This window comes from Metabacillus sp. 113a, assembly GCF_050107635.1.
Lineage (GTDB): Bacteria > Bacillota > Bacilli > Bacillales > Bacillaceae > Metabacillus_B.
Map to the genome: position 1 here is coordinate 313,432 of NZ_JBNILJ010000003.1, position 26,704 is coordinate 340,135.

General features: G+C 45.4%; 23 protein-coding genes and 1 riboswitch. Of the genes, 8 read left to right on the forward strand and 15 right to left on the reverse strand.

All coding sequences use genetic code 11. The features are described 5' to 3' along the window. Positions 1 to 31 precede the first annotated feature (31 nt). Together ACQCVE_RS07770 and ACQCVE_RS07775 are read right to left on the reverse strand one after the other, a co-directional pair. Complete coding sequence (locus ACQCVE_RS07770) at positions 32 to 1,108, reverse strand: tetraprenyl-beta-curcumene synthase family protein (RefSeq protein WP_426843452.1); 1,077 nt, start codon at positions 1,106 to 1,108, stop codon at positions 32 to 34. Then, a complete protein-coding gene (locus ACQCVE_RS07775; protein ID WP_426862347.1) occupies positions 1,105 to 1,917 on the reverse strand; it encodes an alpha/beta hydrolase in 813 nt (270 codons plus the stop codon). The genes ACQCVE_RS07770 and ACQCVE_RS07775 overlap by 4 nt, the downstream gene beginning before the upstream one ends. A gap of 110 nt (positions 1,918 to 2,027) precedes the next feature. Between ACQCVE_RS07775 and ACQCVE_RS07780 the strand changes: the two genes are divergently transcribed. The 3 genes from ACQCVE_RS07780 to ACQCVE_RS07790 all read left to right on the forward strand — a co-directional run bounded on the left by ACQCVE_RS07780 (position 2,028) and on the right by ACQCVE_RS07790 (position 4,570). After that, a complete protein-coding gene (locus ACQCVE_RS07780; RefSeq protein ID WP_426843450.1) occupies positions 2,028 to 2,549 on the forward strand; it encodes a gamma carbonic anhydrase family protein in 522 nt (173 codons plus the stop codon). Between the two features lie 281 nt (positions 2,550 to 2,830). After that, positions 2,831 to 3,391 carry a phosphatase PAP2 family protein gene (locus ACQCVE_RS07785; RefSeq protein WP_426843449.1) on the forward strand — a complete coding sequence of 187 codons (561 nt, stop codon included), beginning with the start codon at positions 2,831 to 2,833 and terminating at the stop codon, positions 3,389 to 3,391. A 36-nt stretch (positions 3,392 to 3,427) separates the two neighbouring features. Further along, positions 3,428 to 4,570: a glycosyltransferase family 4 protein gene (locus ACQCVE_RS07790; protein ID WP_426843448.1), complete on the forward strand. Its 1,143-nt coding sequence runs from the start codon at positions 3,428 to 3,430 to the stop codon at positions 4,568 to 4,570. 168 nt (positions 4,571 to 4,738) lie between these two features. On the opposite strand, the gene ACQCVE_RS07795 is transcribed toward ACQCVE_RS07790, so the two are convergent. From ACQCVE_RS07795 to metK, 10 genes are all read right to left on the reverse strand, one after another. Further along, a complete protein-coding gene (locus ACQCVE_RS07795; protein ID WP_426843447.1) occupies positions 4,739 to 6,151 on the reverse strand; it encodes a dihydrolipoyl dehydrogenase family protein in 1,413 nt (470 codons plus the stop codon). Between the two features lie 12 nt (positions 6,152 to 6,163). After that, positions 6,164 to 6,745 carry a CDP-alcohol phosphatidyltransferase family protein gene (locus ACQCVE_RS07800; protein ID WP_426843446.1) on the reverse strand — a complete coding sequence of 194 codons (582 nt, stop codon included), beginning with the start codon at positions 6,743 to 6,745 and terminating at the stop codon, positions 6,164 to 6,166. Continuing rightward, positions 6,738 to 7,400, reverse strand: a complete 663-nt coding sequence (locus ACQCVE_RS07805) for a TVP38/TMEM64 family protein (protein WP_426843445.1) — start codon at positions 7,398 to 7,400, stop codon at positions 6,738 to 6,740. Before ACQCVE_RS07805 ends, ACQCVE_RS07800 begins: the two co-directional genes overlap by 8 nt. Next, a complete protein-coding gene (locus ACQCVE_RS07810) occupies positions 7,397 to 8,332 on the reverse strand; it encodes an ABC transporter ATP-binding protein (protein ID WP_426843444.1) in 936 nt (311 codons plus the stop codon). Before ACQCVE_RS07810 ends, ACQCVE_RS07805 begins: the two co-directional genes overlap by 4 nt. A gap of 4 nt (positions 8,333 to 8,336) precedes the next feature. After that, on the reverse strand, positions 8,337 to 9,989 hold the full coding sequence (locus tag ACQCVE_RS07815) for an ABC transporter permease (RefSeq protein ID WP_426862348.1): 1,653 nt from the start codon (positions 9,987 to 9,989) through the stop codon (positions 8,337 to 8,339). Further along, positions 9,970 to 11,202 (reverse strand): ABC transporter substrate-binding protein, encoded by a 1,233-nt coding sequence (locus ACQCVE_RS07820; RefSeq protein ID WP_426862349.1) that lies wholly within the window; start codon positions 11,200 to 11,202, stop codon positions 9,970 to 9,972. Before ACQCVE_RS07820 ends, ACQCVE_RS07815 begins: the two co-directional genes overlap by 20 nt. Positions 11,203 to 11,326: 124 nt before the next feature. Beyond that, entirely contained in the window at positions 11,327 to 12,493 is a 1,167-nt protein-coding gene (gene msrB, locus ACQCVE_RS07825; protein ID WP_426843441.1) for a peptide-methionine (R)-S-oxide reductase MsrB, read from the reverse strand. A 3-nt stretch (positions 12,494 to 12,496) separates the two neighbouring features. Then, positions 12,497 to 13,540 carry a sensor histidine kinase gene (locus ACQCVE_RS07830; RefSeq protein ID WP_426843440.1) on the reverse strand — a complete coding sequence of 348 codons (1,044 nt, stop codon included), beginning with the start codon at positions 13,538 to 13,540 and terminating at the stop codon, positions 12,497 to 12,499. Beyond that, the gene (locus ACQCVE_RS07835; RefSeq protein WP_426843439.1) at positions 13,537 to 14,232 is read right to left on the reverse strand and encodes a response regulator transcription factor; all 696 of its coding nucleotides are present in this window, start codon (positions 14,230 to 14,232) and stop codon (positions 13,537 to 13,539) included. Before ACQCVE_RS07835 ends, ACQCVE_RS07830 begins: the two co-directional genes overlap by 4 nt. A gap of 302 nt (positions 14,233 to 14,534) precedes the next feature. Then, entirely contained in the window at positions 14,535 to 15,731 is a 1,197-nt protein-coding gene (gene metK, locus ACQCVE_RS07840; RefSeq protein ID WP_426843438.1) for a methionine adenosyltransferase, read from the reverse strand. 208 nt (positions 15,732 to 15,939) lie between these two features. Continuing rightward, a riboswitch (SAM riboswitch) is annotated at positions 15,940 to 16,068 on the reverse strand. A gap of 564 nt (positions 16,069 to 16,632) precedes the next feature. Between metK and pckA the strand changes: the two genes are divergently transcribed. Both pckA and ACQCVE_RS07850 read left to right on the forward strand, forming a co-directional pair. Further along, the gene (gene pckA, locus ACQCVE_RS07845; protein ID WP_426843437.1) at positions 16,633 to 18,219 is read left to right on the forward strand and encodes a phosphoenolpyruvate carboxykinase (ATP); all 1,587 of its coding nucleotides are present in this window, start codon (positions 16,633 to 16,635) and stop codon (positions 18,217 to 18,219) included. A 276-nt stretch (positions 18,220 to 18,495) separates the two neighbouring features. Further along, positions 18,496 to 19,689: a dicarboxylate/amino acid:cation symporter gene (locus ACQCVE_RS07850; RefSeq protein ID WP_426843436.1), complete on the forward strand. Its 1,194-nt coding sequence runs from the start codon at positions 18,496 to 18,498 to the stop codon at positions 19,687 to 19,689. Between the two features lie 585 nt (positions 19,690 to 20,274). Here ACQCVE_RS07850 and ACQCVE_RS07855 read toward each other — a convergent pair. From ACQCVE_RS07855 to ACQCVE_RS07865, 3 genes are all read right to left on the reverse strand, one after another. Next, positions 20,275 to 22,746 carry a heparinase II/III domain-containing protein gene (locus tag ACQCVE_RS07855; protein ID WP_426843435.1) on the reverse strand — a complete coding sequence of 824 codons (2,472 nt, stop codon included), beginning with the start codon at positions 22,744 to 22,746 and terminating at the stop codon, positions 20,275 to 20,277. 117 nt (positions 22,747 to 22,863) lie between these two features. Continuing rightward, a complete protein-coding gene (locus tag ACQCVE_RS07860) occupies positions 22,864 to 23,106 on the reverse strand; it encodes a DUF2584 domain-containing protein (RefSeq protein ID WP_426843434.1) in 243 nt (80 codons plus the stop codon). Between the two features lie 82 nt (positions 23,107 to 23,188). Beyond that, the gene (locus tag ACQCVE_RS07865; protein WP_426843433.1) at positions 23,189 to 23,977 is read right to left on the reverse strand and encodes an alpha/beta hydrolase family protein; all 789 of its coding nucleotides are present in this window, start codon (positions 23,975 to 23,977) and stop codon (positions 23,189 to 23,191) included. Between the two features lie 136 nt (positions 23,978 to 24,113). Between ACQCVE_RS07865 and ACQCVE_RS07870 the strand changes: the two genes are divergently transcribed. From ACQCVE_RS07870 to ACQCVE_RS07880, 3 genes are read left to right on the forward strand one after another with little or no spacing between them, the layout of a single operon-like run. Beyond that, the gene (locus ACQCVE_RS07870) at positions 24,114 to 25,103 is read left to right on the forward strand and encodes an ABC transporter substrate-binding protein (RefSeq protein ID WP_426843432.1); all 990 of its coding nucleotides are present in this window, start codon (positions 24,114 to 24,116) and stop codon (positions 25,101 to 25,103) included. A 12-nt stretch (positions 25,104 to 25,115) separates the two neighbouring features. Next, entirely contained in the window at positions 25,116 to 25,889 is a 774-nt protein-coding gene (locus ACQCVE_RS07875) for an ABC transporter ATP-binding protein (protein WP_426843431.1), read from the forward strand. Further along, complete coding sequence (locus ACQCVE_RS07880) at positions 25,834 to 26,688, forward strand: ABC transporter permease (protein ID WP_426843793.1); 855 nt, start codon at positions 25,834 to 25,836, stop codon at positions 26,686 to 26,688. Before ACQCVE_RS07875 ends, ACQCVE_RS07880 begins: the two co-directional genes overlap by 56 nt. Positions 26,689 to 26,704 lie beyond the last annotated feature (16 nt).

Genomic DNA, 26,704 nt, shown 5'->3' on the forward strand with positions numbered 1-26,704 from the left:
TATGAGCTATTCAGTCTTTTGAACGGCCTCCTTACGTATTCTGCGCCGTCATTTTTTGAAATGTCCGGTAGGCCCTTCCGTTCAGGTAAAAAAACAGGGAGGTGCCTCCTCCTCTTTTTAACAGGGCTCTCGCCAGTTTGTTCAGCTCTTTTCTGGACGTTACCTTTTGATCGGATAAGTAAACACCGAGCAATCCCCTGTTAATCAGCCTGTGAAATCCTTCATGCGGAATCCCTTCTAAACTGCTGTCAGCTTTTTCAATAAAATGCTTAAGACGGCTCATCATGCTTTCTTCCGTCGGATAATAGCTGCAGAAATTCAAATCTCCTCCTGCCCGGTCTTCTTCCTGATCGATTAAATAATCAAGCAGAATGTGGAGACCTTGGACATAGGGGAAATAGCTATCGCGAATCTGTTTAGCCAGCCCCTGGTCAAATGAGTGCTGAAAGCCGTATGCAGTGAGGCAAAAAATGCCGAGTGTCGATCCGCTGCACGCGGAAAACTCATACCATTCCATTTCAGGCAAGGTGCTCCGATGATGTTCAAACCACGTTTCAAGCCGGGGCACCCGCTCATCTTTTTTAACGTGTTTATGTACCTGAAGGTCACAATAATAGCCGGACAGTTCAAGCAGGGTTTCTTTAATGTTCGGGTAGTCTTCAATCCTGCTGAGAATCCGCTGGCAGGTTTGGACGAGTTCATGCAAATATCCGCCATCATCCTGATCTTCACGGTATGCGTAATAATTTTTCAGCTCTGCTCCGCATGTCAAAGCGTCCGGCATCGATTGATGCAGCATTCTGAAATCGTCCGGATCCAGTGACGTGCTTCTGTCGCACAAATTATCCAAATAATCGCTGATCGTCTGATAAGCTACAATAAATTCAATGCATTCTTTCATCCTGGGACCTGCCAGAATCGCTAAAATGCTCCCGCCTTCACAGTGGAAGGACTTATCATTAATGCTTGCCAGTGCCTGGCTTCTTAGCTCCTTATTTGGAATAGCTTCCGCTTTTGTCTTCCACTCTCCCAAATAGGCATGAACAATGGGAAATACATTCTTATATACTCTTTTCATAAGGGAAAAAGGGGATTTAGGGATGGTCATGTCAATTCACTCCAATTTTCGTTAGGCTGCTCCGGCAGATGATACTCCGTAAAGGACAGGGCCATTCTGAATACTTGATCACGCTCGGGTTCATTGAAAATTTCGTGATAAAATCCTTTCCACTCCTTAAAGGACTTTTCGGAAACGTCCAGACGGTTAAACCAGGATTTCACAGCGAGCTTATCCACTATTTTATCATCACCGCCCTGCATAACAAGAAGCGGAACATCGGGAAACACGTGCTGTTTATTATTTGCCTGAATAACGGCATGGACGAGCTCTCTGTACCACCGGACTGAGACCCTGGTTACATACAGTGAGTCATTTTCATCGATTTCAATAACAGATTTGTTTCGGGTCGCCATTTCAATGCTTAAATTCGATTTCAGCAGAAGAGAGGGCAATACAATATTCAGGCCCCTTGAAACCACATCCAATGCCCGGTTTGGTTTATGCATCAACCCGAGGCAAGGGGAAGACAGAATGACACCGGCCAATTTATGTTCTTTTTCCTGAAGAGCTCTGATCGCAATCAGTCCACCCATACTGTGGCCAAGAAGAAAGAGTGGAAGGCCGTATTTGTCCGCTTCCGTCAGCCAGCTGTTCAGTTCAGCGATATACTCATCAAAGGACTGGATGTGCCCGCGCCTTCTCGTTGAAGTCCCCTGTCCGGGCAGATCTCCCATAATGACGTTGTAGCCGGCACATCTCCACATTTCAATCAGCCATTTATAGCGGCGGTGATGCTCTGCAGCCCCATGGATCATCACAATCGCAGCTTTCGGACGGTCAGCTTCCCATTTCCACATGTGAATTCCTCCATTAATCTCAAATCTTATCCTAGAGTCCTTACAACCCGGTTTCAATTTTATTATAATGTACTTAGATTCCCCTAATTACAGGAAAGGATGTTTAGCAATTGATCTATCCCTACAAAGATTCTATCCCTCAAATAGCCGATTCTGCGTTTATAGCCGATTATGTGACCATTACGGGAGACGTAACGATCGGTAAGCAGTCCAGCGTCTGGTACAACACTGTCATACGGGGGGATGTCGCCCCAACGGTCATTGGAGACCGGGTGAATATCCAGGATCAGTGCTGTCTCCATCAAAGTCCAAATCGTCCGCTTATAATTGAGGATGATGTAACGGTTGGACATCAGGTTATACTCCACAGCTCCATTATCAGAAAAAACGCTCTGATTGGCATGGGCTCCCTGATTTTGGACGGAGCAGAAATCGGCGAGGGGGCTTTTATTGGTGCAGGCAGCCTCGTCCCGCCGGGTAAAAAGATCCCCCCTCATACTCTTGCCTTTGGCAGGCCGGCAAAAATCATACGGCCCCTAGAGGAAGCTGATGTAAAAGATATGGAGAGGATCCGCAGAGAGTATACGGAAAAAGCCCAAATTTACAAGCAGGCTGTCCCGTTAAAAAAATAAGGTAATTCATTTTATCATGGCAGGGCGGCAAGGCAAAAGCCATACCTGCCTGCCATGCTGCAAACGCTGGCCGGAATGGCAGCCGGCTTGGCTGATTGGATAAAAAGCTTTGCTTAGTTTACTAAAAAATTCTGGCTGCTGCTGAAGAACTGGAAGAATTTTTTACTGAACTTAAAGGAAATGAAAAAAAAGATTGAATTTCTTTACAAATTCTTATTATTAACTAAATATTTCTAAATTAGAATAGTATAAAAGGCGTTTGTAAAGGAGCATCTGTTTATATGAAAACCAAGCTGATTGCAAACATGTATGATTTTGAGTGCAAGCTTTTCCGAAGCCTCAACCGGCACTTCGACAGAAAGTTTCTCAACATGTATTTTCGGAACATCACGCACGCCGGAGGAGCGACTCTGACCATCGTCATGTGCTTAGCTATAATTTTCTTTACTCAGGGTCCGGTCAGGTGGGTAGCCATCGCCAGTGCCGCTTCCCTTGCGATAAGCCATATACCTGTCGCCATTGTTAAAAAAATGTACCCAAGAAAACGCCCTTACATTGCACTGCTCGAAACGAAGGTTCCGGCTAATCCGCTGGAAGATCATTCTTTTCCATCCGGCCATACGACAGCGATATTCTCAGTCATCATTCCATTTCTTCTATTTATGCCGAGTCTTGCACTGGTCCTGATCCCTTTAGGAATCAGCGTGGGACTGTCACGCATTTACCTTGGGCTTCACTATCCTTCTGACGTGCTGGCAGGCTGTCTGCTCGGCACCTCGACCAGCATCATGACCTTTATGCTGGTCAGCAAGTGGTTTCCGAATTTTCTGCAGTTAACCTAATTGATTCGGTTCGACTTTAATGTCTGGAGGGATTCGATGAAAATCGCATTGTTTACCGATACGTATGCCCCCGATGTAAACGGGGTTGCCCGTACATTAAAACGGTTTACAGACTACCTTGAAGCCAATGGCCATGAATATCGTGTGTTTGCACCCGAAAGCACGAAGGAAAGCCTTTTTTCCAGTCACATTCACCGATTTGCGAGCTTTCCTTTTTTCCTGTATCCAGAGTGCCGCGTAGCGTGGCCGAACATGCTCCAGGTAAAAGGTGAGCTTCAAAAATTCCAGCCTGATCTCGTCCATATTGCTACCCCCTTCAATATCGGGTTCTGCGGCATGCATTATGCAAAAAAGCTGAACATACCCATCGTCGGCTCCTATCATACAGATTTTGATCAGTACCTCGAATACTATGATCTGCAATTCCTGTCTAAAATTTTGTGGAAGTATATGCACTGGTTTCACAGGCCCTTTAAAAAACTGTTTGTTCCATCCCCCGCTACATTAGATCAGCTTAAATTACAAGGCTTTCCCAATTTGAAGATCTGGGGAAGAGGAGTGGATTGCTCTATGTTTTCTCCAAGCCTTGAAGGCTTTGATGTCCATGAGGAATATGGGATTAAAGAGCCTTTCATTCTCTCCTATGCGGGCCGGCTTGCTCCGGAGAAGGACATCGAAACGCTGATGAAAGTCGCCAAGACACTGCCGGCACACTTGAAAGAAAAGGTCCACTTTTTAATCGTCGGCGATGGCCCTTCTAAGCTTGAAATGATGAAGGATGCACCGGACAACATGACATTTGCGGGATATGTAAGCGGTCGAAACCTGGCAAAGATCTATGCGTCCTCTGATTTATTTGTTTTCCCATCCCCGACTGAGACATTCGGCAATGTTGTATTGGAGTCCCTTGCTTGCGGAACCCCGGTCATTGGAGCGAATTCCGGCGGTGTGAAGAACATTATTTCTGAAGGTAAAAATGGACTGCTTTGCGAGCCCCGGAATCCTGAAGCTTTCATCGGGGCGATTACAAGCCTGCTTGAGAACCATAGTCTGCGAGAGCAAATGTCCAGACACGCCAGGGCTTATGCACTTACTCAAACCTGGAGCCAAATCTTTGACGGATTGCTGAACGAGTATGAAGAAGTGGCTGTTCAGCGTGATGAAGTCCGCTACGCATAATCTCCTCAGCCGTGCTTAAACGGCTGATTTTTTTATATTTATATAGTATGGGGGTGGTTTTCAGTACAAAAGTACAGCTGAAAATGTGCACCCTCATTCCTCAAGGATTTTCTATGCCAAATCAAGTTTTTTACAGACAAAAAAAGGGCTGGATACCAGCCCATCCTTTTACCTGAACCACTTAATATAACGTCCTGCCCATTTCTTCAGCGCTCCATCAAACAGCTTTTCTCTCCAGTAAAGGTCAGCTGCTGATTGGATAGCAGCAGCACGGTTTGGATAGGGGTAGACCATTCCTGAGAGGCTTCTCAGCTTTTTCCCGCTGCTTTTCGCAAAAACGACGGTTTGCATCCAGTCTCCTGCCCCTTGTCCGACTGCATGTGCCCCGAGAATATTCCCTTTTTTGTCCATGATCAATTTAACAAAACCGGTCTCTTCTTCTGTTACGAACCGGTCTACTTCCTCCAGTTTCTTTTTGTAGACGGTTATTTCCTCCCCCTGTTCTTTGGCCTCTTTTTCTGTTAATCCGAGGTGGAACACTTCGGGGCGCGTGTATACATTCCATGGCATGTTTTCATAGGAAATTTTGCTCTTCACTCCAAAGACGGCATTTTGGACAATGGTTTTGCCTTCCTGACCAGCTGCATGAGTGAAGATGTATTCCCCGGTCACGTCGCCAGCTGCGAATATATGCTTTTTGCTTGTCTGAAGGTAGTCATTTACTTTAACATGCCCTTTTTCATTCAGCTCAACTCCTGCGCGTTCCGCATGTAAGCTCTTTGTATTCGGCACGCGGCCCATAGCAAGAAGGATGTCGTCCACTTCAAGCATTTCTTCCCGCCCGCCGCTTTTCAGATGGAGAACCTTGCCCTCACCCGAAAGTGTAACCTTTGCAACCTCTGTGCTCGAAAGGATGTCCAATTCCTTTGACAGCTCCTCAGTCATAAAGTCCCTCACATCATCATCTTCTTTTGAGAGGATTTTACCGGAGCGGTCAATGATTGTAACCCGGCTTCCCATTCTTGCAAAGGCTTGCCCCATTTCCACACCGATTGGCCCGCCTCCGATAATCGCTAATCTATTCGGGAACGCATCCATTGTAAAAATGGTTTCATTTGTCTGAAAACCTGCCTCCTTCAGTCCTTCAATGTCAGGAGAAAGCGGGCTTGAACCAACGGCAATTACGATCCGTTTTCCTTTGAGAATTTGTCCATTTACCTTAACCTTATGAGCCCCGGTAAATTCAGCCTGGCCATGGAAAATATGAACGCCAAGCTCTTCAAAGCGTTCATCTGAATCATGATGCTGGATGGTTTCAACTGCCTTTTGAACAGATTGTTTTATCCCATCAAAATCTACATTCAGTTCAGTCCCGTATTTTAGAGCTGTTTTCTTCCCTGTATAAAATTCATTCGCCTGGTGAATAAGGGCTTTGGATGGGACACAGCCGACATGCAGACAATCGCCTCCCAGTGTTTCACGCTTATCGATTAAAGCGACTTTTGCTCCGAAAGATGCTGCACCGGCTGCAGCCGTAAGTCCTCCTGATCCTCCGCCAATCACAATCAAATCATATTTCATCGTCTCTTCCTCCTATTTCAGTATTCGCTTTGCTTCAAATAAACGCTGAAAAGCGGTGAACATCTCAAGTAAAAAGAAGAGCAAGGTGAACCAGATAAGCTGGCCGCTGAGCAGAATCATCAGCGAAAAAAGGATAAATCCTTCTGTCCTCTCTGCGACTCCAGCTTGATAATAAAAGGACTTGACTCCTTGTTTTTCACTCAGCGCACCAACCGTCAAAAAGATCGTCATGGAGATGATAATGGAGCAGCTTAAGAGAAGCAGCGCCCACTGAGCCTCCGGAAAAGCTGCGGCAAGCCCGAGAATGACACTGATTTCTACGACTCTGTCAAAGGTGATATCAAGAACCGTTCCCCATGCAGAAGGCTTCGTTTTCCTTGCCATCGTTCCGTCCACTGCATCCAAAAAGCCTGACAGCCATAGCACCAGTACTGCAAGCAGAGGCTGACTTAAATAAATAAAAAGACCGGAGGAAACACCAATTAAAAAAGCGATTCCCGTTACCTGATTTGCAGAAAGCTTCCACTTTAGCAGAATGGAAGCTGTTCCTTCGATTACCGGCTGGACATATTTCCTGCCATGCGTATCAAGCATCCTTTTCCACCTCTTCATCCTGACCGGGAAACAGCCGCTTTTTTACTCTCTTTCTAAATAAAAGAGGAAGAAGGGCCATTACCGCAAATATTGCAATCGCGATATAGAGCGTTGACCGATTATCCGCTGTAAAGCTTGAACCCAGAAAGTTATAAGCGAACGTTCCAGGTATAATTCCAAGGATGGTAGCCATTAAAAAGGAAAACCAGCGAATGGAAGCAAGTCCTGCTACATAGCTGATTAAATCAAAATTCACAATGGGAAGAAGGCGAAGAAGGAGAACATATAAAAATCCATTCTTCTCTATTGCTTTTTTCACTGTATCGATTCGGCCGGAATCAGGTATGATTTTTCTTCCAAACTGCTTTGAAAGGAAATAGGCCAGCATGGCTCCGCCAGAAGCGCCGGCGAGCGTATATAGGAAGCCGGATACCGGTCCGAATGCAAGCCCCCCCGCCAGCGAGAGGATGGAGGCAGGGAAAAGAATTACCGGCCGGACGGTGTAGATAAGAATGTAAACAACCGGTCCCGCGGCCCCTAATGATTGAATCCAGTTCTTGATCATTTCCGGGTTCAACTTTAAATAGGTCTGATTAAACCAGAGGAGGAAACTGGCTGCTGCTGCAAGGATCAGCAGTCTTACTGTTTTTTTCAATGTCTGGTGTGCTCCTCTCCTGTTTTGCTTACATACACCGTTTGGCCCTCTGTCAGCGGCTCAGCACTATACAAGGTAATTTGCTGACTTTCAACAGAAATTCTGTAGAAAACGCGGCCGTATTTATACACCTCATTCAAAACGGTTCCTTTCCACCCATCTACCGCAGGCTGCTTTAGGATGTCAAGTTTCAATGAGGGAATAAACTCATGATTGATAATCAATCCGTCGCCGTAAAACGCGGCAGCTGTTTCATTAGCCGGATTCAAATAAATATCGCGCGCTTTCCCTTTTTGAAGAATCTCCCCGCCGTGGAGAATGGCCAGCTCGTCTCCTATCATCGCCGCTTCCTCCATATCATGTGTAACAAAAATCGACGTTATGTTTTGTTCCTTGAGCAGGCTCTTGACCCAAATCCGAAGCTTATCTCTAAGGAGTGGATCCAAACTTGCAAACGGTTCATCAAGGAGGAGGAGCTTTGGATCCATGACAAGGGCCCGTGCCAGCGCAGCCCGCTGCTGTTCACCGCCTGAAAGCTGGTCGGGATAACGGTTTGCAGCGTGCAGCATTTCTGTTTTATCAAGCATTGCCTGCACCTTTTTTCTTCGGGTTTCCTTGTTGATTTTTTTCAGTTTTAATCCATATTCTGCGTTTTCAAAGACCGTCATATGCGGAAACAGAAGGGCCTGCTGAAAAACGAGGACGACCTCTCTTCTTCTTGCCGGAACTGCTGTCACGTTCTTGCCGTTTAAAAAAATCTGTCCGGAATCGAGATGTTCCAATCCCGCCAGGCATTTCAGCAAAGTGGACTTTCCAGTACCCGAAGGGCCGATAAGGGAGAGGATTTCACCTTTTTCCATTGTAAATTGTGTCCGTTCCAGGACTGGCTGAGATTTATATTGCTTTGTCCCGTCAAATGTTAGATAGGGCATTCCATCACCTTCCTTTATAAGCAGCGGTCAACCGGAATAAAGCCTCGAAAACCAGCCAGACTCCAATTGGAATAAGGGCGAACAGGAACGAGAAGGCTGCCATTACAGCTGTATCTGCCTGTTCAAAATAAGGGAAATAAACGAGCGCTAAAGTGAGTACATTTCCCCCGCCTATTAAGCTGGTTAAGATATACTGTCCGAGAGAAATAACAAAAACTAAAAACGCAGATGCTCTAAACGATGATATCAGCAGCGGCAAATGAATGGACCGAAAGATTCTCCACTTTGACGCACCAAGTGTTGCTGCTTGTTCCTCCCAGCTCCGGCCCATCTGCTCGAAGCCTGCCCTGAACATTTTAATTGTATAGGGAAGGGTTGGAAGCAGCTGAATCAGCACCACCCCGCTCCATTCATTTGCAAGTCCGAGGCGGATCAGTGAAATATGGAGTCCCATCGCAACCAGCAGCGCAGGAACTAAGAGCGGTGCAAGCAGGACTGTCTCTGCAATTGCTTTGCCCCTGAAATCTTTAAATGCCAGAGCTTTCGCTGCAGGAATGGCAAGCAGAAAATTCAGCAGCACAACTATGACGCCAATGGCAACCGAAGTCCAGACAGACTGAATCAGCAACGGGTCCTCTGCCAGCACACTCCATGCCCTTAGCGACCAAGCGGATTGAAGCAGATTCTGAGGGTCCCTGTTCAGTATACTGCTCGCTAATAAGGCGGCAATCGGCATAAACACCAATGCTAAATAAATGGTTAAAACAGGTGCCGAGCCTTTCTTTTTAAAAGGCGTTCCGCGAAAGGAGTCATTGCGGATCCTTCTCGTTCTTCCCCATAGAATGTAAAACAGGATCGTCAGAAGCAAAATGAGCACGGTGATAGAAAGCATTGCAGTATAAGCAAGCGGTCGCTGAGACCAGTCACCGTTATAAAACCAGTCGAAAGCAAGGACTGAGATCATTTTTGGATAGGTGATCCCGAGCAGCGCAGGTACTTCATAGGCCGTCAGAATAAAGGCAAATAAGATTAGAAAGATTTCACTTATAACCGGAAAAATCACCGGCCATTCTACTGTTGTAAACACATCCCGCTTTGAACCGCCAAGCGTAATAACCAAGTCACGTCTGCGGCCGTCCATATCCAGGTAGACAGGCAGCAGCATCAGAATGACAAATGGAATTTCTTTCGTCACATACGTAAGAATAATTCCAATTCCCCATTCATCCCGGATCAGGACAGGAAACTGTTCCTTCTCAAGCCAGCCAATCTGCTGAAGAATCTGCGGAATCCATCCTGTCTGGTCAAGCAGCAAAAGAAGCATGTAGCCCCATACAAAATGGGGGAACAGCAGCGGAGACCAGGCAAGCAGCTTAAAAAGAGGGCGCCGCAAAAACGGGGCTATCTTTCTTGTAATCCATAATCCTATGAAAATTGAAAGCAAGGACGAGAAAAAAGCAATGAATAAACTGTAAATAAATGACATTGTAAAGCTTTTATCTCTCCAAACTTCAGCATAAGCATGGAAAGAAAAGGTGGTTTCCTCCCTCAGGCTCTCCAAAACAGCAAAGAGAAGGCCTGAGAGGATCATGATGCCCGCTACAAGCAGTGCGGGCATCACGCCGCCTGGAATTTGTTTATTTTTGAACCACTTCATTCGTCCAGTTCTCCTTTAGCCAGTTCACATATTGTGAATCAATCTCAGGCAGGAATGCATCCTCCAGCTCCTCAGGAGACAATACACTTTTCCCCCGATCGATTTCATCGAAGCTTTCTCTCTGTTCCTCTGTCAGCTTTGAGTAATCAAGCGCTGGACTTTCGCCCCAATATTCAGGGGAAAGCTTTTTAATCTGGGCTTCAGGAGAGAGAAGAAAATCAATGGATACTAAAGCTGCTTCTTTATTCGCGCTGTTTGCCGGGACAGCCAGGAAATGCGTGTTTCCAATAGAACCGGATTCGAGGACAAAGGATCGGGTGGTTTCCGGAAAAACCCCTTTCTCTATTAAGCTTTCTGCTCTCGCCTCATTGTACCCCATGGTCATGGCAACTTCCCCATTTGCATACAGTTTATCCAGCTCGGTTAAATCATTTGGATAAAGCTTTCCTTTTTTCCAAAGATGAGGCTCAAGCTTATTCAAGCTTTCCCATAGCTCCTTGCTTCCTGAATTGGCATATTCCTCATCAAATCCCTTATCAAGAAGCGTTTTTGCGCCCCCTGCCGACTCATAAAACAGATGGCGGATGAAAGCATTCCCGGTAAAGTCCTTCGGATCGGGATAAGTAAACTGTCCTGGATTGTCCTTCGCCCATGACAGCAAATCCTCTATTGTTTCGGGAGGATCCTGCACTTTTTCAGAGTCGTAATGAAACACAAATTGAACCTTCCCCCATGGTGCTTCGTAGCCATCCGTTTTAAGGCCGAAGTCATAGCGGTTTTCGAGGGATTTTGTATCGTAGTATTGTTGATAGTTTGGCAGTTTTTCAGTGATTGGTCCAAAAAGCAGATCATTTTGTTTGGCATTTTTAAAGTTTTCTCCGTTTAGCCAGACAAGATCAATTGTTCCCTCTGCCTGTCCTGCACGCTTTTCCGTTTCAAGCTTCTGTAAAATTTCCGGGGTATCCATTGGGATACGCTCCAGAAGTATGTTTTTCTTTTCTTTCAAGACAGGCTTCACATATTCATCGATATAAGCATTGATCCCGGGGTCTCCCCCCCACATATGGAGCCTGATTTTTTTCCCGCCGGCTGCTTTTTCAATATCCGCCCATCCGGCATTGAGAATATCTGTATTTGCTCTTTCCACATTCGCATTAGAAGAACAGCCTGCCAGCAGCATAATTGATAAAAATAATAACAGGAATCGCTTCATCATATATCCCCTTTTTTGTTCATTTCGACCATGATATGTACCCCAAAAGTCCTACTCCGAATCAAATGATTGCACACGCGTTATTATTAACCGGGCTGGCCCTTCCAGAGCCAGCCTCTAAATCCTACTCAAAATCCTGTATGAATTCTTCATATCCTTCTTTTTCTAAATCTTCTTTCGGTACAAATTTTAAAGCCGCGGAATTCATGCAATAACGCAGTCCTGTCGGCTTCGGTCCATCAGTGAATACATGGCCAAGGTGAGAATCGGCATATTTGCTGCGTATTTCCGTCCTTTTCATGAAGAGAGTGTTATCTTCTTTCTCAATTATATTTTCAGGAACAAGCGGTTTTGTAAAGCTTGGCCAGCCCGTGCCGGAATCGTATTTGTCCTTAGAGCTGAAAAGCGGCTCTCCGGAAACAATGTCGACATAGATTCCTTCGTCTTTTAGATCATGGTATATATTATTAAATGCTCTCTCTGTTCCGTCCTTCTGAGTCACTTTGTATTGCTCAGCTGACAGCGTTTTTTTCAGCTCTGCATCTGAGGGCTTCTTGAAGTCCGCGTAATCAGCTGTTTCATTCGATTCTTTTGAAGCCTGCTCTATTTTTACTTCACGGTCCCCTCCCCATACTTTATCAAGAAACTGATCCCGTCCCGAGTTGCTGCGATAAAATTTGTACTGAACGGAGCTTTTTTTGTAGTAGTCCTGATGGTAATCCTCAGCTTGATAAAACGTGCCTGCTTCTCTGATTTCTGTTACGAGCTTCGAGTCAAACCTTTCCGATTGTTCAAGTTCAGTTTTTGATTTTTCAGCAGCCGCTTTCTGCTCTTCACTATGGTAGAAAACGGCGGATAAATACTGATCCCCTCTGTCTACAAACTGCCCGCCGTCATCTGTAGGATCAATCTGTCTCCAAAATACCTGCAAAAGCTCTTCATATGTGACGAGCGACGGATCATACACGACCTGTACTGCCTCTATGTGTCCAGTTGAACCGGAAGATACATCTTTATAGGAAGGATTTTTTGTTTCTCCACCGGTATACCCGGAGATAACCTCGCTTACCCCTTCAAGCTTTTCAAAAGGGGGTTCCATGCACCAAAAACATCCGCCGGCAAATGTCGCAACCGCCTTTTTCCCATCCGTTCCTTTTTCATCGGTTCCGGCTGCTGCAACCGGCTGTGTTTCATGAGAGCGCTTCGTAAAATATTCACCAATATTCGGCATGACCGCAAATAAAATGGCAGCTGCTCCCGCAATGATCAGAATAGGCATCCACATCTTCATTTTTCATTCTCCTTCCAGTATTAAAGGGATGGTGAACCAAAATTCACTTCCCTTGCCTTCTCTGCTGATAACACCGATTTCTCCACGGTGAAGTCCAATAAATTCCTTTGCAATCGCAAGCCCCAGCCCTGAGCCTCCTAATGCCTGGTTTCTGGATTTTTCAGCCCGGTAGAACCGTTCGAAAATCCTTAACTGGTCGGCTTGCCTGATTCCAGGACCCTCGTCCTTGACCGAAAAAAGGATTTGATCCGCTTTTTTTTCTGCTTTTAAGAGGATTAAGCCCTGGTCCGGCGAATGGCTGACTGCATTTTGAATCAGGTTGGAAAGGACTCTCATGATCTGTTCCCGCACCATGAATACCGGGGGCAACCCTTCTTCAAGCTGGAGTTCCAAGCGAAGCTGCTTTTCCTTTAAAATGAGTTCCAATGGCTGAAGAACGTCCAAAATGAGCTGGTCGGCATACACTGGCTCCGGAAGAAACGGAATCATCTGACTGTCCAGCTGAGACAATTCGAATAGCTCCTGAATCAGCTTGCTTAAACGGACAGCCTCTTTCTTTATGGTGGATAGATACTCTTCCTTCTCCCGCTCATCCCTCACCACTCCGTCTTCCAGCGCTTCAACATAGGAGAGAATGGAAGCTATTGGGGTACGCAAATCGTGAGAAACGTTAGCAATCAGCTCTGTCTTATAAGCCTCGGACTTTTTCACTTCCATAAACATCCGATCCAGTTTTTCAGCCATTTCATTAAAATGACTTCCGAGCTCCTTAATTTCGGCCGGTCCCTTTTCGGAAATCCGGACATTAAAATGACCGTCTGACATTTTCTTTGATTCCGATTTTATTTGGTTGACCGCCTTCATGAGCGGTTCTGTCAGGAAAAAGTGGGCCAGAGAAGAAAGAACCCCTGCTGCAAACGTCATAATTGTTAAAATCAGGATGGAATCATTTGGAATCGACATCTCCACAAAACTGATCAGCAAAAAAATCAAAATCAAGGATGTGCAAAGAAAATTTGCTAAAATCAACAGCGTTCTGATTCTCATAAGATGGAACGCTCCAGCTTGTAGCCAATTCCCCAAACCGTCTTAATAAATTGCGGTTCTGCCGGATTTTTTTCCAGTTTTTCTCTCAGTCTTCTGATGTGAACATTCACCGTGTTCCCATCTCCTGAGAAATCGTATCCCCACACCTTCTGAAGCAGCTGGGATCTTGAAAACACTTGGGAGGGATGACTCGCCAGCAGCCATAGGACATCAAATTCCTTAGCAGTCATTTCCACAAGAACCTCACCTGACTTTACTTCTCTTGCAGATGAATCAATGGTAATCGTTCCGAACGTAATAAAATTCGTTTCAGGCCTCTTACCTTTTGAAACCCGTCTAAGCATGTTCTTTACCCGTAAAACAAGTTCTCTCGGACTGAAGGGCTTTGTCAGATAATCATCTGCTCCCAACGTGAGGCCCAGAATTCGGTCTCTTTCCTGACCAAGGGCTGTCAGCATGATAATTGGGACATCCTCATCCTCCGCCCTGATTTCTTCTGCTGCAATCCACCCGTCTTTTCCGGGCATCATCAGATCCAGAATGATTAAGTCCGGCCGGCCCGAACGCCACTTTTCTACCGCTTCATATCCATTTACTGCTGATTCCACCATGTATCCTTCCCGCTCCAAATACCGTCTGCATACATCAAGGATGGATGGTTCATCATCAACAAGCAAAACCTTCTGCATCAATCCCGGCTCCTTTTACGATCTTTCCTATAACTATATCCCAGCATCGGCATTATGGGTACTAATCATGCTCTCGGCTGTATGAATAGAGTACCCGCTGAAAATTATAAAAGAATAAGCAAAAGATTAAATTTCTATGAATTAATTTTCGAAAAGATCCGCTCCCTAAGAAAACGGATGAAAGCGTAAAAAAGATCAATGCAAAAATTGGCAGCAAAAAGGCCCGAAACCAATTGGTTCCGGGCCTTGCTTTTCGGTTCAGGATCAATGAAGCACTAAATCAGATGCAGGCCCATTTATACCTTCTATGAAAGAATGGTACGAAGCGCTTCTGCTTTGTCTGTCTGCTCCCAAGGCAGTTCTACATCTGTACGTCCAAAGTGGCCGTAAGCTGCAGTTTGTTTGTAGATTGGACGGCGAAGATCAAGCATTTTGATAATCCCTGCCGGCCGAAGATCAAAGTTTTGGCGCACTGCGTCAACTAGAGCTTCTTCACTTGCTTTGCCTGTGCTGAATGTATTGATCGAAATGGACACAGGCTGGGCAACACCGATCGCATAGGCAAGCTGGACTTCACATTTCTCTGCAAGGCCTGCTGCTACAATGTTTTTAGCCACATAACGGGCAGCATAAGCAGCAGAGCGGTCAACCTTCGTCGCGTCCTTACCGGAAAACGCACCGCCGCCGTGGCGTGCATAACCGCCATACGTATCAACAATGATTTTACGTCCAGTCAAACCAGCATCACCTTGAGGTCCGCCAATAACAAAACGGCCTGTCGGATTTATGAAGTATTTGGTGTTTTCATCGATAAGTTCAGCAGGAACCACCGGCTTAATCACATGCTCTTTCAGGTTGCGCTGAATCTGCTCCAAAGAAATTTCCGGGTGATGCTGGGTGGAAATAACAATGGTATCAACGCGAACCGGTTTATCGTTCTCGTCATACTCAACTGTTACTTGCGTCTTTCCATCCGGGCGAAGGTAAGGCAGAATTTCTTCCTTACGCACTTCTGCCAATCGGCGGGAAAGCTTATGTGCAAGAGAGATTGGAAGAGGCATAAGTTCTTTTGTCTCATTGCACGCAAATCCGAACATCAAACCCTGGTCCCCAGCACCAATTGCATCAATTTCCTCATCTGTCATGGTTCCTTCACGGGCTTCAAGTGCCTGATCGACACCCATTGCAATATCTGCAGACTGCTCATCAATGGATGTAAGCACTGCACACGTTTCAGCATCAAAACCATACTTGGCCCGTGTATAGCCGATATCTTTAACTGTTTCACGGACAATTTTCGGAATATCGACGTAAGTTGAAGTTGTAATTTCTCCAGCAACCAGGACAAGACCGGTTGTTACGGATGTTTCGCAGGCAACACGTGCATTCGGATCGTTAGCAAGAATCGCATCCAGGATTGAATCGGAGATTTGGTCACAAATTTTATCCGGGTGTCCCTCCGTTACGGATTCTGAAGTGAATAGATGGCGTTTAACTGACAATGTAATTCCTCCTCTGAATTTTCGGCTGTTCTATTGGCAAGGTTCAGTTATGTACTTCCCCTCTTTGTTTGAGACGGAACTCGTTCCCTTTTCTTATCTTTAGCTTTATGTTAAGAATCTTTCCCTATAAAATCGGAAAAAGATTCCAGACTGCATAAAAAAACCCTTCCTTCTTAATAGAGGAAAGGAGTTATTATTCAGCCTTTCACTCTTATCGCTCAAGGACTACAGCCTTGCGTCAGGTTAGCACCTTTGCATGAGAGAAAACCGAAGTCTTCCGACCTTGCAGGTTGCTGGGCTTCATAGGGCCTGTCCCTCCGCCAGCTCGGGATAAGAGAATCCGTTCAAGGACATATAATACCTCAATTTTCCCGTAAATGTCAACAAAAACTGAAAGGATGTTTTTGAACGAAAAAGCATTTTTGTATGCGCTCTCCCTTAAAACAGAGGTATAATGTTGGTAGAGCTGGACATGGTATGGAATTGAGAGCCATTTCCCGCCTTATCCGGGAGGACTGGCTGCGGATGCCGGCCCGCGAACCTCCGTCCAACAGCTTGACTGGATTTCGGCATATTTTTGCAAACGCATTCAATACCCGGCTGGCGGTACAGGCTTTAAGCGGGTAAATGCCCTTGTCGAAGCGCTCCGCCGGATTTACGGACGCTGCAATCAGCTTCATCTTGTTTACGGGCGGGGACGGCACGGTTTCGAGCGGTTCCTTAATCTATTTTTTCATGACCATACAAGTTCAGCCAGCTCCGCTAAACATTCATTTTTCAGCTGAGCACTGGCATTTCGTAAGGTGGAGCGTAAAATACATTAATTAGTATAGACTATTACCTTAAATGTGTTATACTAATTATAGAAATGACTTTATTACGAGCAAAGGAAGGTATGGGGATGAATTCACTTGCCGCAACAAACGAGCTTTCGCTTTTACTTGAAGGGGAAAATGTTTCATTAAACTTATCAGTACCGCAGCTAGTTGAAAAAATTCTGTCAAGGAACGAAGCCGTTTTAACATCAACCGGTGCCATCCGCGCAACGACCGGTGCCTATACAGGCCGTTCGCCTAAAGATAAATTTATTGTTAAGGAAACGAGCGTTGAAAACAAAATTGATTGGGGCGCTGTTAATCAGCCTATTTCAAGCGATGCTTTTGAAAAGCTTTACCAGAAGGTCCTTTCATACTTAAAACAGCAGAATGAATTGTTTGTTTTTGATGGATATGCCGGAGCCGATGAAAGATACCGTCTGCCCATCAAAGTGGTGAACGAATATGCATGGCATAATCTTTTTGCGAATCAGCTTTTCATAAGACCGGATGGTAAACCGGATCACTCGGGCACGGAGCCCTTCACCATTGTATCTGCTCCAAATTTCAAAGCGGATCCGGCTTTAGACGGCACCAATTCAGAAACCTTCATCATCATTTCCTTCGAAAAAAGAACCATCTTAATTGGTGGAACGGAATATGCCGGAGAAATGAAAAAATCAATTTTTTCCATTATGAATTACTTGCTCCCTGAGTCTGGAATTTTCCCGATGCACTGTTCTGCTAATGTTGGCAGGGAAGGGGACGTAGCATTGTTTTTCGGACTTTCCGGAACAGGCAAAACGACTTTGTCAGCGGATCCGAAACGGAAGCTTATTGGAGATGATGAGCATGGCTGGTCTTCTAGCGGAGTATTTAATATCGAAGGCGGATGCTATGCAAAATGCATTAATCTCTCAGAGGAAAAAGAGCCGCAGATCTTTAATGCGATTCGTTTTGGGTCGGTTCTTGAAAACGTAGTGGTCGATGAAACGACGAGAGAGCCTGATTACGATCATGCTTTTTATACTGAGAATACGAGAGCCGCATATTCACTGGATGCAATGGAGAACATTATTCTCCCAAGTATTGCAGGTCATCCGGATACCATTGTTTTCCTGACAGCGGATGCCTTTGGAGTACTGCCTCCGATCAGCAAGCTGACGAAAGAACAAGCCATGTACCATTTCTTAAGCGGATACACAAGCAAGCTGGCAGGCACGGAACGCGGCATTACCTCGCCGCAGGCAACTTTCTCAACCTGTTTCGGATCACCTTTTCTCCCGCTTCCTGCTCAAGCTTATGCGGAAATGCTCGGACAGAAAATTGAAGCGCACAATGCGGACGTGTATTTAGTCAACACAGGATGGACGGGTGGCGAGTATGGTACCGGCAAAAGAATGAAGCTTGAATATACTAGAGCAATGGTTCAGGCGGCGCTGGAAGGAGAACTGGCTTCCTCTGAAATGTTGATGGATGACATTTTTGGGCTGCGCATTCCGGCTCATGTTCCAGGCGTACCGGATGAGGTACTCATTCCTTCCAGAACGTGGTCAGACAAAGAAGCTTATAAAATGAAAGCAAGACAGCTCGCAGAGAAGTTCAAGCATAATTTCACGAAATTCACTTCCGTCAGACAGGAGATCTCTGATCTGGGAGGTCCTCTCGTTTAAAAATTGATAAGTGATTCCCCTTGTACGCTTCACAGCGTTTAGAGGGGAATTTTTTTTAGGGGCAGATTAATCCCTGCATGCGTCTAAGTCGGCTGCAGCATAGCATCCTGCTTTAACATATGACTCAAGGAAAATTTGCCTTTCCAGCCATACATAAGCTTCGTCATTAAATTCTGCAATAATAAATTTTGAAATTTCTCTTAAAATTTGAGACAATCTGTGGTATCTTATTATTATCTTCTTTAGACGCACACTTGTATATATAAGGAGGACACTATGAAAATACGTCTAGGACTTCTCCCGAAGATTGCGGCAGCGATTATTCTCGGTATTCTGGCAGGAAAAATTATGCCGGAAGAAGTAATCCGTTTTTTCGCAACGTTTAATGGCATTTTCGGGAACTTTATTAATTTTGTAATTCCGCTCATTATTATAGGTTTTATCGCACCTGGAATCGGACAGATAGGGAAAGGTGCGGGACGGCTGCTGGGTCTGTCTGCCGGAGTAGCTTATGGTTCCACCGTAGCTGCGGGTCTCCTTGCTTACTTTGCAGCGTCCATGCTGCTGCCGGGATTCACAGAGGGGTATACCTTAAATAAGATGGGAAACCCTGAGGAATTTCTTCAAAAGCCATTTTTCACAGTGGAAATGCCGCCGTTTATTGATATTGTAGGCGCCCTGTTGCTCGCTTTCACACTTGGAATTGGCATGGCCTCTATTAAAGGAAATGCTCTGAACCATGTCATGGAGGATTTTCGGCAAATCGTTGAAAAGGTAATTGCCGTCGTTATCATTCCCCTTCTCCCATTCCATATTTTCGGAATTTTTTCCAATATGACGTTTGGCGGTCAGGTTGAATCCATTATCTCTGTCTTCGCAAAAGTATTTGCGATGATTATTGCATTGCACCTGATTATGCTCGTCCTGCAGTATTTGGCGGCAGGTGCTGTTTCAAAAGCAAATCCGTTCAGGCTTCTAAAATCCATGATGCCCGCTTATTTTACGGCACTTGGAACGCAATCCTCGGCTGCAACGATTCCGGTTACGCTGGAACATGTAAAGAAAACCGGAAAAGCGGATGATAAAGTAGCGGACTTTACAATTCCGCTTTTTGCAACAATTCATCTTTCGGGGAGCACGATTACTCTCGTAAGCTGCGCGATGGGGGTCATGCTGCTAAGCGGAGCAGAGATCTCTTTTCAAACACTCTTTCCATTTATTCTGATGCTGGGCGTAACCATGATTGCAGCACCCGGTGTTCCTGGAGGTGCTGTAATGGCAGCGCTTGGACCCCTAAAGTCTATACTCGGGTTCGATGCTACCATGGTTTCCCTCATCATCGCGCTATACCTCGCTCAGGACAGCTTTGGAACAGCTGCCAACGTAACAGGAGACGGTGCTTTAGCCATCTTCCTGAGCAAAATCGGAGTGAAAAAGAAAAAGCCCGCTTCAGCGAAGCAAGCTTCTTAATAAGATTTCCGCTCCAGCTTTTAAACAGTGCCATTCACCTAAAACCCCCGGCAAGCACGGGGGTTTTTTCAGATGGTAAAAGGTATAGCATTCAAGAGCATCCTGTTATTAATGAAAGCAGCCAGATACGATTACGTTCAAGTGAGTTAACGGGGGATTAGCGAACTTTGTCGAAAAGTCATTATATCGAAAGTACGGACAATAAAATAAAAGTTAGGACAATAAAAAGAGAGTTAGGACAATAAATCTAAAATTAGGACAATAAATCAGAAGTTCGGACAATATCCTGACCAACCGGCTCCGATTCAGCTTTAAAAACTTCTTATACAGCCATAAGAGTGCCCTTCCAGGAAAGGTTGACTGGTGGATGCGCTCCAATCAGCCCTCCAAGGTGAAAATGAAGCGCTTCCAAGCGCATTTTCCCTTCTATTTATTCACGTTAAGGCTTACCTGGTCCGGCCCACTGACCCATACCCACTCGATCCTTTGTTAATGAAAATAAAAAAAGGCTGCACAAGAAAGCAGCCTTCCCCCATTCTAATTGTTCCCCCTCAGGACTTTCTGGCAGCAGCCCCTTCTTTATCCTTATTCCGGCTGATAAGCAAGAATGTACGTTCCCTGAATAGCTGTTTTCCATTTCACTCCGTTTACAGAAACTGATTCAGCTTGGCCTCTATTAAGCACAATGGTTATACCTTTTAGATGGCCGGCGTTTTTCATGGTGACATTTATGGTTTTTCCCTGTACTTTGCCTGCTGTCACATTCTCTCCAAAATCATAATCCGATCGAACATTTGAAGAAGCCTTAGCTGCTGCGAGCACCCCTTCTGTTTTCTGCTGATGATTTTGGAAAAAATGGTAGGTGCCTGTTTGGCTGTCAGCACGTAAACCGAACTGCCCCACTCTTTTTCCCGTGACGGCAGGAGCATTTTGATCGGTATAAGGCTGAAGGATGGTCACAAATTGTGCTTCCTTTCCTGTCACCCGCTGAAGCATGACTGGAGTCAGCTCTGATGGGCTGCTGGAAGGACCCGGTCCATCCGCAGCAAACACTGAAGATTTTTGAAAAGGAATGGAATAGGTCCGAAGCCCTTTTCCATTTTGATCCCACCTGCTGCTCCATCCAGAATCAATTCCCCCGGCTCCTTTCGGATTTTTCAAATGCTCATATCCATTTCCGTTTCCAATCGCGCTGGAAAGCCGCTGAAGATGTAAGTCTGTCTGATACGCTCCTAATCCGTGAAGGGCAAGATCATATTGATGGGTTCTTGAATCATCTTTTACATAAAACCAGTCCAGCATAAATTCATCTTCCATCCAGTAGCTTCTTTCATAAGCCACTCCTGGATACGCACCGTTTGCCTTGGCATACATGTATTTGAATGCAGGATTACTTGAAAAAATCGGCATTTCTCCCTTTGTTTCACTCTGGGATTTGCCATCAACTGTTACTGTATTATGAGAAACTGTGTGCTTGTACCAGCCCCTGTATAGCGGATGGGTATAACCCGGCGTTCCAAAGTCCGGAGCAAGCAGGGTCCCCGCTCCGTACAGGTCGATGTTCAGCTTATCATAGTGTCCGTGCGAGCCGCCATGATCACCGTAATCCAGCAGAACATACGACTGCTGATCTCTTGAATCAGGATGTCTTAAAATCGCCTGTCCAATGCTTGTCAGATGCAGGCTTTTTGTAGGAATCCCGGCTGCTTCTTCAATGCTGTCACTTCCAAAGAAAAGCGCAAAATCCCCTGTCCGGCTCAGCTTTTCATATTTTGTATGGAGAAACCACGCATATCCCGGATCTTTATATTTCGTATAAGCCAGCTCATAGTCGTTGTAGCCTCGGGATGATGTATAGCCGGTAATGCTGCTGCCATATTTTCCTCCGTCATTATTCGTCGGCTGAATGAAATTCGGGTAGCTGTAAAGCAGCGGAATATCAAACATTTTTTTAAACTTTTCATGGCTGTATAAATCATAGCCCCAGTGGGAGGCTGTTTGAGCCAAAATGCTGAGCGGGGCAAGGGCATAGGTGTGATACGCCATTGACCCTTCCCACCAGAACCCATCCTCCAGAACAGCCTCATCCATTAAATAATAGAAACCTCTTTGCCCATTTACAGCAAATTCGAGCAGCTCCTTCTTGTCTGCTGCTGCTCCAATCATTCCAATGGCGGCATTGTGCCATGCCTGCCAGTTTGATTTACTGTATGGGTTCTGCTTCAAAGTCTCCGCAATCGGAGCAAGTAAATCATCCTCTATTTTCTTTTTTTCTGCCTGCGTAAACGAGGGGCTGCTGTATAGAAGGTCATAGCTTGAAGCAAGATCGACCGCGCTTACAGCTTCATCCAATGACTGATAGTACCATTTTCCGCCTTTCGTTTGCTTTGAAAATCCTTTATACATATCTGCATATTGGAGCAGCAGACCCCGTGCAGCCTTGGAATAGGTTTCGCTGCCGTTTAAGGCATAGGCTGTCGAAAGAATCCGGATTTGGCGGACCCGTTCATTATGCTCGTAGGCAAGCCAGCCGGCTTCAATTTTTTCGCCGTTGTAATTTTTCTTATCACTTGGACAATAGTGCTCTCCATTCTTGTTCTGAAGCGGTGTGCCATCGCTGCACACATACCATGAGGCATAGCCTGCAGGCTTTTTCGGAATCGTTTGATCTAACTTAAGAAATGAGTTTGCTTCGCTTTCCAATCGCTTTAAATAGTTTTTAGCCCATGGCTCTCGAACAGTTCTCGATTTTGCTTTTTGAAGTTCCTGTACCCCGATGAACGAATGCGGTCTTGGTTTGGATAGCTGATTATTCATATTTGGAGTATACCCCGGGGCTGGTGAAGTTGAACCGGTCCGTTTTACTGATTTTATGCGCTCCTCCGGCATGAATTTGTAAGGATTTGCTCTGGACTCTACTAAAGACTTATAAGCGGAAGATTGCAGGAAGGGTTCATTCAGACGTTTCATTGATGGGCTGGAAGCACTGGAAACGGACGTCAGCGGGAGCAGAAGAAGGACAAAAAGAAGAACACCCTTAATGGGATGGGAATTCAATGTGATAACCTCCGAAATTTTTATAAGTATTTCTCACTAGTACTTATCGACTAATACCCTCTAATGTTTCACCAATTTCTAAAAAAATATTAAAAAAAGAAGCCCTGCCAGGACTTCTTAATTTGTGGAATTCAGTTTAATCAGCTTGTATGTAAGAATCGTCTTGCTGGTCTGCCATTCGACTTTCGTAATTACCGCTCTTCCGCTTACATCCCCGTCCTTCGTTTTTTTCACTTCAACCGGAAGATCAAGCGGGTACAGGCGATAACCGTCTTTCTGAAGAACAAATACATTTTCTTCAAGCCTCTTTTCGTTGCCCTTTGTTACAATCATCGTATTCAGCTCAAGGGGCATTCCCATCGCCATCTCTCCTTTATCAAAATCCCATTCCGCCCGGGCACCGCCACGCCCGGCCAATGGAGTTTTCCTTTATTTTAGCATATCAGCCGGACTGCCGCTTCATCCAACTGGTCAGTCTCTGCACCGTTTCCCTGTTTACATGTGGAGGGAAGTAATGGGTGTACTCTTCAAAAAACCATGATTCAACATTAAGGCCAAGCTCTTTTGCCCGCGCTTCAAGCTTAAGTGAATGCTCCAGGGAAACGTTCTGATCCTTCGCTCCATGAATAATGAGAAGGGGAGCTTTCATTTTATCCAGCTCATGAAGCGGAGTCCTCCAGCTGTATTGGTCCGGGTATTTATTCGGACTTCCTCCGATTACTCTTTTCATCATTCTGCGTAAATCCTCCCGTTCTTCATACGTCAGGACCATGTCAGAAACCCCTCCCCATGTAACGACCGAGCATAAATCATTCCGCTCATTTCCAGCAATAAGCGCCATCACCCCGCCTCTGGAAAAGCCAAATGCATGGATTTTCCCTGAATCCGTTTTCGGGTGGCTGGACAGAAGATCAATGGCTGACAAAGCATCCTCGCGATCTTCACCAGCAAAATCTTCATTTCCTTCACCGCCTTGATTTCCTCTATAAAAAGGAGCCATTACGACGAACCCTTCAGAAGCGAATTGAACAATTCTTCCGGGACGGACCATTCCCACCCCTTTAATGCCTCCGCGAAGATACAAAAATCCATCATAGGTCCCTTCTTTTTTAGGCTCTGCAAGAAGCCCTTTTACCTTAAGCCCTGCAGAAATGTAAGTAACAAGCTGCAAATCAATATCAGGGTGGGGAGAAGGGTACTTTTGCCGTTCAATAATTTGTCCGTTACTCATTAAAATCCCTCTTTCATCTTTCATTCAAATTGGGCATTCACACATTTTTCCCGATTTTCATACGTTACTGTTAGAGCAGAAATTTCCGGTATGCGGCCTGTCTGTTCCGCATCCGATCACGAAGGAGGACCCGCTCATGAAAAAATGGTTCATCAGCTTCATGGTGCTTATTTTATTAGCCATACCACTTTCGGCATGTAATCAAAACGCAGTTACGAAGATTCGTGTAGCAGAAGTCACCCGCTCCATCTTTTATGCTCCTCTTTATGTTGCCCTTTCGAAAGGGTTTTTTAAGGAAGAGGGCCTTGAGGTCGACTTGAAGACCACCTTTGGAGGGGATAAAACAATGACGGCCCTTCTATCCGGAGGGACAGATGTTGCGCTTGTGGGCTCTGAAACCTCCATTTATGTTGAGGCTCAAGGCTCAAAGGATTCGGTTATCAACTTCGCCCAGCTTACCCAGACAGACGGCACCTTCCTTGTAGCAAGAGAGAAAACGGATTCATTTGACTGGGAGGATCTTAAGGGAAGCACGTTTCTTGGCCAGCGCAAGGGCGGCATGCCTCAGATGGCCGGTGAGTTTGTATTGAAAAAGCATGGCATTGACCCTCAAAAGGATTTGGAGTTAATTCAGAACATTGACTTTGCGAATATCGCCAACGCCTTTGCATCTGGAACAGGTGATTACGTTCAGCTCTTTGAACCGACAGCCAGTATCTTTGAAAAAGAGGGAAAGGGCACAATTGTTGCATCCTTTGGAACAGAGTCCGGAATGATCCCCTATACAACGTTCATGTCAAAGGAAAGCTATATTAACCAAAACGGGGAGACCGTCCAAAAATTCACCAATGCCATTCAAAAAGCACAAACCTGGGTGGAAGAGCATTCAGCAGCAGAAATTGCTGAATCGATCACCTCTTATTTTGAGGATACAGATCCGTCTTTAATTGAGACGGTTGTAGACCGGTATAAAGAGCAGGGCTCCTTCGCAGTAAACCCGGTCCTTGATGAAGCGGAATGGAAGAATCTCCAGAACATTATGGATGAAGCGGGTGAACTCCCTGAACGCATTGAACATAGCCGTCTTGTAAATACCGAATTCGCCGAAAAGGCTTCGGAAAACTAAGGAGTGTCAACAATGGCTTTCCTTTCCATACAAAACCTGTCGCATTCTTATTTCACAAAAGAAACGATTACTAATGCGTTAGAAGGCGTCAGCCTGACCGTTGAGGAAGGGGAGTTCATCTCCTTCCTTGGCCCAAGCGGATGCGGGAAAACGACTTTATTATCCATTACGGCCGGTTTGCTTTCACCTGCAGAAGGAACGGTATTAATCCGGGGAGAGCCGATTGAGCAGATGCGGAAAAAAATCGGCTATATGCTGCAGCAGGATTATCTTTTCCCATGGAAAACAATAAAAGACAACGTACTGATTGGCTTGAAGACGTTAAACAAACTCACTCCGGACTCAGAAAAAAAAACCATGCATCTGCTGGAGGAAATGGGTCTTAAAGGGGTAGAAGAAAAATACCCCCGTCAGCTGTCAGGCGGTATGCGCCAGCGCGCTGCATTAGTCAGAACCTTGTCAGCAGACCCTGAATTGCTGCTATTGGATGAGCCTTTTTCAGCATTGGACTACCAAACAAAGCTGAGACTCGAAGACCTTGTCCACCAGACCCTTCACGACTTTGGCAAAACTGCATTGCTTGTTACCCATGATATCGGCGAGGCCATTGCAATGAGCGACCGGGTTTTTCTTTTTTCAGCTGGTCCGGGGAAAATCGCCAAATTATTTCCTATTCCCCGGGAAATTCGAGAGCTCTCTCCTTTTGATGCAAGACAGCATCCATTATTTAATGAGCTGTTTCAAACGATATGGAAGGAGCTCGATCAGCTTGAGCAAGAAAAATAAAACCCATTTAGAAGAGCTTCATCACCATTACCTTGACCGGATCAAAAGGGAAAAAATGATTGTCTTGCTTTACCAGCTCCTTATTTTCGCTGCTTTCTTCAGTTTGTGGGAAATCGCCAGCAAGAATGGCTGGATTGATCCGCTGATTTTTAGTGCCCCCTCAAAAATATGGGCCCTGTTCCTGGATAAATGGAGCGATGGGACACTGGCGGCTAATGCGGGTGTAACCATTTTTGAAACGGTGCTCGGATTTATTCTTGGAACGCTGGCCGGGATCATGCTTGCCGCCATTCTTTGGTGGTCTCCAAGATTATCAAGAATCCTTGACCCTTACCTCGTTATTTTAAATGCCATGCCAAAGGTTGCACTTGGCCCCATTTTAATCGTTGCAATAGGACCCGGGTTTTTCTCCATTGTAGCGATGGGAGCCATCATCTCTGTTATCATCACCACAATTGTTGTTTATACTTCCTTTAAAAGCATAGATCCGAATTATTTAAAAGTCATGCAAACCTTCGGAGCAACAAGGTTTCAGCTCTTTAGAGAAGCCGTTCTTCCCTCTTCATTTCCCGTCATGATTTCTACACTTAAAGTAAACGTCGGGCTTTCATGGGTCGGAGTGATCGTGGGAGAATTTCTTGTTTCCTCAAAAGGCTTTGGGTACATGATCATATATGGCTTCCAAGTATTCAACTTTACCCTTGTGTTCTTGAGTCTCTTTCTCATTGCCGTTTTCGCCACAATTATGTACCAGCTCGTAGACTGGCTGGAACGAAAAATCATCAAACACTCTGATTAAAAAGGCTTGCCTCAAA

What these genes read in the sequence shown, in the direction of transcription:
- ACQCVE_RS07880 (WP_426843793.1), top strand. Translation starts at nt 25,834, where the DNA reads ATGAGCTGTTTCAAACGATATGGAAGGAGCTCGATCAGCTTGAGCAAG.
- ACQCVE_RS07810 (WP_426843444.1), bottom strand. Translation starts at nt 8,332, where the DNA reads ATGCCCTATCTAACATTTGACGGGACAAAGCAATATAAATCTCAGCCA.
- msrB (WP_426843441.1), bottom strand. Translation starts at nt 12,493, where the DNA reads ATGAAGATGTGGATGCCTATTCTGATCATTGCGGGAGCAGCTGCCATT.
- ACQCVE_RS07860 (WP_426843434.1), bottom strand. Translation starts at nt 23,106, where the DNA reads ATGGGAATGCCCCTTGAGCTGAATACGATGATTGTAACAAAGGGCAAC.
- ACQCVE_RS07790 (WP_426843448.1), top strand. Translation starts at nt 3,428, where the DNA reads ATGAAAATCGCATTGTTTACCGATACGTATGCCCCCGATGTAAACGGG.
- ACQCVE_RS07870 (WP_426843432.1), top strand. Translation starts at nt 24,114, where the DNA reads ATGAAAAAATGGTTCATCAGCTTCATGGTGCTTATTTTATTAGCCATA.
- ACQCVE_RS07785 (WP_426843449.1), top strand. Translation starts at nt 2,831, where the DNA reads ATGAAAACCAAGCTGATTGCAAACATGTATGATTTTGAGTGCAAGCTT.
- ACQCVE_RS07850 (WP_426843436.1), top strand. Translation starts at nt 18,496, where the DNA reads ATGAAAATACGTCTAGGACTTCTCCCGAAGATTGCGGCAGCGATTATT.
- ACQCVE_RS07815 (WP_426862348.1), bottom strand. Translation starts at nt 9,989, where the DNA reads ATGAAGTGGTTCAAAAATAAACAAATTCCAGGCGGCGTGATGCCCGCA.
- ACQCVE_RS07775 (WP_426862347.1), bottom strand. Translation starts at nt 1,917, where the DNA reads ATGTGGAAATGGGAAGCTGACCGTCCGAAAGCTGCGATTGTGATGATC.
- ACQCVE_RS07800 (WP_426843446.1), bottom strand. Translation starts at nt 6,745, where the DNA reads ATGCTTGATACGCATGGCAGGAAATATGTCCAGCCGGTAATCGAAGGA.
- ACQCVE_RS07795 (WP_426843447.1), bottom strand. Translation starts at nt 6,151, where the DNA reads ATGAAATATGATTTGATTGTGATTGGCGGAGGATCAGGAGGACTTACG.
- ACQCVE_RS07865 (WP_426843433.1), bottom strand. Translation starts at nt 23,977, where the DNA reads ATGAGTAACGGACAAATTATTGAACGGCAAAAGTACCCTTCTCCCCAC.
- ACQCVE_RS07830 (WP_426843440.1), bottom strand. Translation starts at nt 13,540, where the DNA reads ATGAGAATCAGAACGCTGTTGATTTTAGCAAATTTTCTTTGCACATCC.
- ACQCVE_RS07875 (WP_426843431.1), top strand. Translation starts at nt 25,116, where the DNA reads ATGGCTTTCCTTTCCATACAAAACCTGTCGCATTCTTATTTCACAAAA.
- pckA (WP_426843437.1), top strand. Translation starts at nt 16,633, where the DNA reads ATGAATTCACTTGCCGCAACAAACGAGCTTTCGCTTTTACTTGAAGGG.
- ACQCVE_RS07770 (WP_426843452.1), bottom strand. Translation starts at nt 1,108, where the DNA reads ATGACCATCCCTAAATCCCCTTTTTCCCTTATGAAAAGAGTATATAAG.
- ACQCVE_RS07820 (WP_426862349.1), bottom strand. Translation starts at nt 11,202, where the DNA reads ATGAAGCGATTCCTGTTATTATTTTTATCAATTATGCTGCTGGCAGGC.